We start from the raw sequence: 5,315 nt of genomic DNA on the forward strand, positions 1-5,315 counted from the left end.
AGTATGGGCTCTGGCTGGGGTTGGATAAATGTGATTGGGGGCAGCAAGGGCAAGGGGTCGCAACCGCAACTGGTATCTGGTTCGGGTACTGGGTTGAAGATGGGGGTTGGTTCTGGCGCTGGTGTTGGTGGTGTTGGTGTGGGTTCTGGGACGGGTTTTGGTGTGGGTTCTGGGACGGGTTTTGGTGTGGGTTCTGGGACGGGTGGTGTTGGTGTGGGTTCCGGGACGGGTGGTGTTGGTGTGGGTTCCGGGACGGGTGGTGTTGGTGTGGGTGTTGGTATTGGTGGTGTTGGTGTGGGTTCCGGGACGGGTGGTGTTGGTGTTGGCGCTGGTGTTGGTGTTGGTGGTGTTGGCGCTGGTGTTGGCGCCGGTGTTGGTGTTGGTGTGGGTGTTGGCGCCGGTGTTGGTGGTGTGGGTGTTGGCGCCGGTGTTGGTTCGTTCAGGGGAATGGCAGAGACAGTAGCGCTGGCGGGGCTGGTAGCGCCCTGGTTGTCTGTAGCGGTGTAGGTGAAATTTGCTGTTGTAAAGTTGGCTGTCGATTGGAAAAATAATTGGTTAATGTCAGCAGGTCTCAGAATTTGACCGGCGCGGATAATCCTGCCCCCAGTATCGGGATCGCCTAAAAATATCAGCCCTTCATTTGCTGGTGGGATGGTGTTGATGGTGAAGGATGCGATCGACCCGTCTGGATCTGTGCCGCCTAGTCCTGCGATCAAGACAGTGCTGCTGGGGGCGATATCGAGGTCGACGTTGTTAGCTACTGGCGGTTGGTTGGGCTCCGGCAGCAGCGCCGATACAGTAGCGCTGGCGCGGCTGGTAGCGCCCTGGTTGTCTGTAGCGCTGTAGGTGAAATTGGCTTTTGTAAAGTTGCCTGTCGATTGGAAAAATAATTGGTTAATGTCAGCAGGTGTCAGAATTTGACCGGCGGTGACAATCGTTCCGCCAGTATCGGGATTGCCTAGAAATATCAGCCCTTCATTTGCGGGTGGGACGGTGTTGATGGTGAAGGATGCGATCGAGCCGTCGGGGTCGCTTCCTCCGAGTCCTGCGATCGCCACAGCGCTGCTGGGGGCGATTTCGAGGTTGACATTGTTAGCTATCGGCCGTAGGTTGGCGGGAGTCGGAGTCGGTGTGGGTGGGGGAGTCGGAGTCGGAGTCGGAGTCGGGGCAGAGGCGATGCTGGTGCTAACAGTTGCGCCGGGATCGCGGCCGTTATTGTTGTCGGGATTTGGGTCATTAGTTGTTGAGGTACTTCTTGCCGTGTTGCTGACAGTGCCGGTCGCCGGGGCTGGGAATCTGACAGTCCGGCTGACGGCCACGCCGTCAGCTAAGCTGGCAATGGGCGGAAAGCTGACAATGCCTGTGGCTGGGTCGTAAATACCGCCGTTGGATGCTGTAACGCCCGTTAAACCGGGAACGATGCTGTCTGTAACGGTGATGTTGGTAGCGGTACTCGGCCCTCTGTTTTCGGTGAGAATTGTGTAGGTGACAGTCGAGCCTGCGGCTACAGTAGAGGGCCCGGTTTTGATCGTAGCTACATCGGCGCTATCGGTGATCGTGGTAGTGACTCTTGCCGACGGGCTGCTGCCGTTGTTGTTGGCAGGATTGGGGTCTGGGCTCGTTGAGGTGCTGCTAGCAGTGTTGGCGATGGGGCCGCCGGTGGCGGGAAGTGGAAAACGGACGGTTCTGTTGGTGCTGGCTGTGCTGGCTAGGGATGTGATCGTCGGCCAAGTCACAATACCTGTAGTTTGGCTGTAAGTTCCGCCCTCCGAGACGCTGACTCCTGTTAAACCCGGAACAATGGTGTCGGTGATCACCACATTGGTTGCCGCACTCGGCCCACTGTTGGCTGCCGTAATTGTGTAGGTAACAGTCGATCCGGCTGCTGCCGTAGCGGGCCCGGTTTTGATCGTAGCTACATCGGCGCTATCGGTGATCGTGGTGGTGACTCTTGCCGACGGGCTGCTGCCGTTGTTGTTGTCAGGATTGGGGTCTGGGCTCGTTGAGGTGCTGCTAGCAGTGTTGGCGATGGGGCCGCCGGTGGCGGGAAGTGGAAAACGGACGGTTCTGTTGGTGCTGGCTGTGCTGGCTAGGGATGTGATCGTCGGCCAAGTCACAATACCTGTAGTTTGGCTGTAAGTTCCGCCTTCCGAGACGCTGACTCCTGTTAAACCCGGAACAATGGTGTCGGTGATCACCACATTGGTTGCCGCACTCGGCCCACTGTTGGCTGCCGTAATTGTGTAGGTAACAGTCGATCCGGCTGCTGCCGTAGCGGGCCCGCTTTTGACCGTCACTACATCAGCGCTATCGTTTGTAATAGTGGTCGTGACTCTCGCATCCGGGCTGCTGCCACTGTTGTTACCGGGTACGGGATCGATCGTACTGCTGCTGCTGAATACACTGTTTGTAATAGGGCCGAGTGTAGTTGGGGCCGTAACAGTTACCGTGCGCGTGGCGGTGGCCCCAAGAGGTAAATTCGGAATACTCCAGGAAACCAGTCTCGTTGTCGGGTTGAAAGTGCCGTCGCCGTTGGTACTACCAAATACTGCCCCGTCGGGCAATCTATCTTCAATCACCACGTTTTCGGCGTCGTTCGGGCCGTTATTTACTGTCGTAATTGTGTAAGTAATGGGGCTACCCGGTGCCGCTGCGGCCGGGCCTGTTTTCGTTGAGGCAACATCTGCTGTAGTAAGCGGCACGTCTATAGTTTGGATAGACAAAGTGCGAACGTCGTGAATATTTGTTGCGTCTCCCGTTGAACCAGCAAAACCAAATTTGAATGTTGCCGGTATTGGCTCGTCTATCTCCTCTTCTAAATTGGCAATGTCGATAAGAGTCTCACCCGGATCTGCAAACGAACCATTATTGTTGAGATCAAAGTTAACAGTGAGACGGTTTGGCGTTGCAGAATTGGGTGGCTGCAAAATAATTTGAACTCTTCTTCTGGCTGCTTCGCGATTGCTAGTAATGGCGTTGATCGGCCCGTTTGGAGGCAGAGGATTTACGGTATCGGGAATATTATCTATTCCCTGCGGCACAAACGTAGAAGTTAAAAATCGATATCCCGTAACTTCGCTACCTCGAAGTGTTACCGAATCTGCTCTACGAGTCACCCCAATTCCGCCTACACGCCCTTGAGTTTCACTTGAGAAATTTCCAAATTCATCCAATCCAATTCCTAAATAACCTCCCCGTAAACCGGACTGATTTGTATCTGTATTTTGGGCGTAGCCGAGAGACCCTCCATAGCCTCCAGCTACTGTTGGCGTCACAGTACCGTCAATTAAAAAGAAACTTATGCCGTCCCCTGTCCGCCCTGCTAAATTCGGACGTGCAGTGCCGTCGTAGGCAAATATATCAAAGACAATGTTAAGACCACTATTGACGGGAACCTGACTGTTATAGATGACAAAAGTAGATTGGTCAAAAGTTCTTGTAGTTAATCTTAACGCCCCGCTGCCGACCGGGTCTATGTTCAAACCCGGAAAACTCTCCGTTCCGGTTCCTGCTGTTAAAGCCGGAGCGTCTGACGTGCCTGTTACCCCAGAGATCCAAGGTCCGATTAGACGTGCGTCTTGAAAACTTTCGTCCACTAAACTAATGAGGACAGCGCTGTAAGTTTCCTGGGTTTTTGTTTCAAAGGCTATTGCGGTTTTTACTCGTCCTGCTGTAACATTTAATTGCCAGTTTCCTCCTAATTTTGCACTACCAATTAGATTATTGGAAGCCGCTATATTTGCGCCTGTTAATTTTCTCAGCTTCTGCACGAAAGCAATCCCGGATTTTCCAGCCCCAACCTTACACGCTAATAATAAAATATCGGCTTTTTCTGTGAAGGCATGGCGCCACTGTTGCAAATGCCGATCGTACTTTGGTAAGTTTTCATCCTTCAGTAAAGTTGACCCCAGTTGCACCGAAGCTTCATTGCCGTGAGCAACTATCTGAAGGCTGGCAATGGAGCTGCGTTTAGCTAAAATCTCAGTAATTTGTTCTACTCCGTCCAGAGTTCGATCAAGGACAATTATCTCTGTCCCCGGTTTGACTCCGCTGGCAAGATGCTGATAATTCTCTACCCTCGGATCGATGCAAACTAAATGTTTTTTACGTTGAGGATTGACGCCCAGACTCGCTTTTGTTAAACAGGAAATATTGATCGCCCGATCACCGACTAACGGCGTCCCAATCAAAGAAACTTTTATGCAGGCCGTGTCGCGACGATCGCAACTTAATTTGTGAATTGGCGAAGAGTAGTTGCACCATAAATTTTTCATGAGTTAGATAGCTCCTTGATTTGTTAATTGTCAATCTTCAGTGGTAGATATTATTGTTAATTGCTAATGGAAATCTCTAATTACTAATTTATCGACTTCGCATACTTAACAAGTTCTATTTACTTCGATTTTTTTTTGCGCGACATCTTCCTAAAGTAGCAGTTAGCTGTATTTACCTGTAAATCAGGGGTTTTTTAGCCAATTCAGACGTGGTGCTAAATTATTTTATGATGAAAAAAATGATCGCAATCTACGAAAATACACCTTTTAATTAGATATTTTTTTACCTAAGTGCAGTTGACAAGCCTTCCTGTTTGTAGTAAATCCAGCTTGGATTTCCGATTTTCACTCAGACTTGATTCTTTATCAAAAACCAATTTTAGGGCTGTCAATCAGCCCAATGTCAGATAATCTATATTTCACTAAATAAATGGTTATAAATCTTGTAGTTATCAACTTCGTTTTCTGGCTTTTGTCAAGAATGAATGACTCACCAACAACCAATTTCAGGGCCGTCAGCAAGTCGAATTAGCAATAATTCATCGGCTTGATATTTTTTGTAATAATCATTAAAAACTCGGTTTATTTAACAAACCGAGTTGCTATAATTTTAGGAAAAATGCAGATAATCTATATTATACTCAAGAAACGGTTATAAATTTTGTAGTTATCAACTTCGTTTTCTGGCTTTTGTCAAGAATGAATGACTCACCAACAACCAATTTCAGGGCCGTCAGCAAGTCGAATCAGCAATAATTCATCGGCTTGATATTTTTGGTAGTAATAATTAAAAACTCGGTTTATTTAACAAACCGAGTTGCTATAATTTTAGGAAAAATGCAGCGAATTTAATGCGCTGTAGTCTTAAGGAGAAAAAGTGAGAAAATCCAGAGAAGTGATAGAATTATCAGCGCCAAAAACCTGAGCCAAAACCTCACCAGTCGCCGCAACTTGTAGCAGTGTAGCATTCGCCGTCGGATTAATTTGCAAAGCCTCAAAACTCAAGCCACCAGCCAGAACAAACTTATCACTTCCTACGGA

The 5,315-nt window shown here is 49.4% G+C and carries 1 protein-coding gene; it reads right to left on the reverse strand.

The window, feature by feature from the left end:
* On the reverse strand, positions 1-4,274 hold a 4,274-nt coding region (locus QUA90_RS29875), incomplete at its 3' end, for a DUF4347 domain-containing protein (RefSeq protein WP_333448738.1).
* Between the last annotated feature and the right edge of the window lie 1,041 nt (positions 4,275-5,315).

This window comes from Microcoleus sp. D3_18_C4, assembly GCF_036702355.1.
Taxonomy (GTDB): Bacteria; Cyanobacteriota; Cyanobacteriia; order Cyanobacteriales; family Microcoleaceae; genus Microcoleus.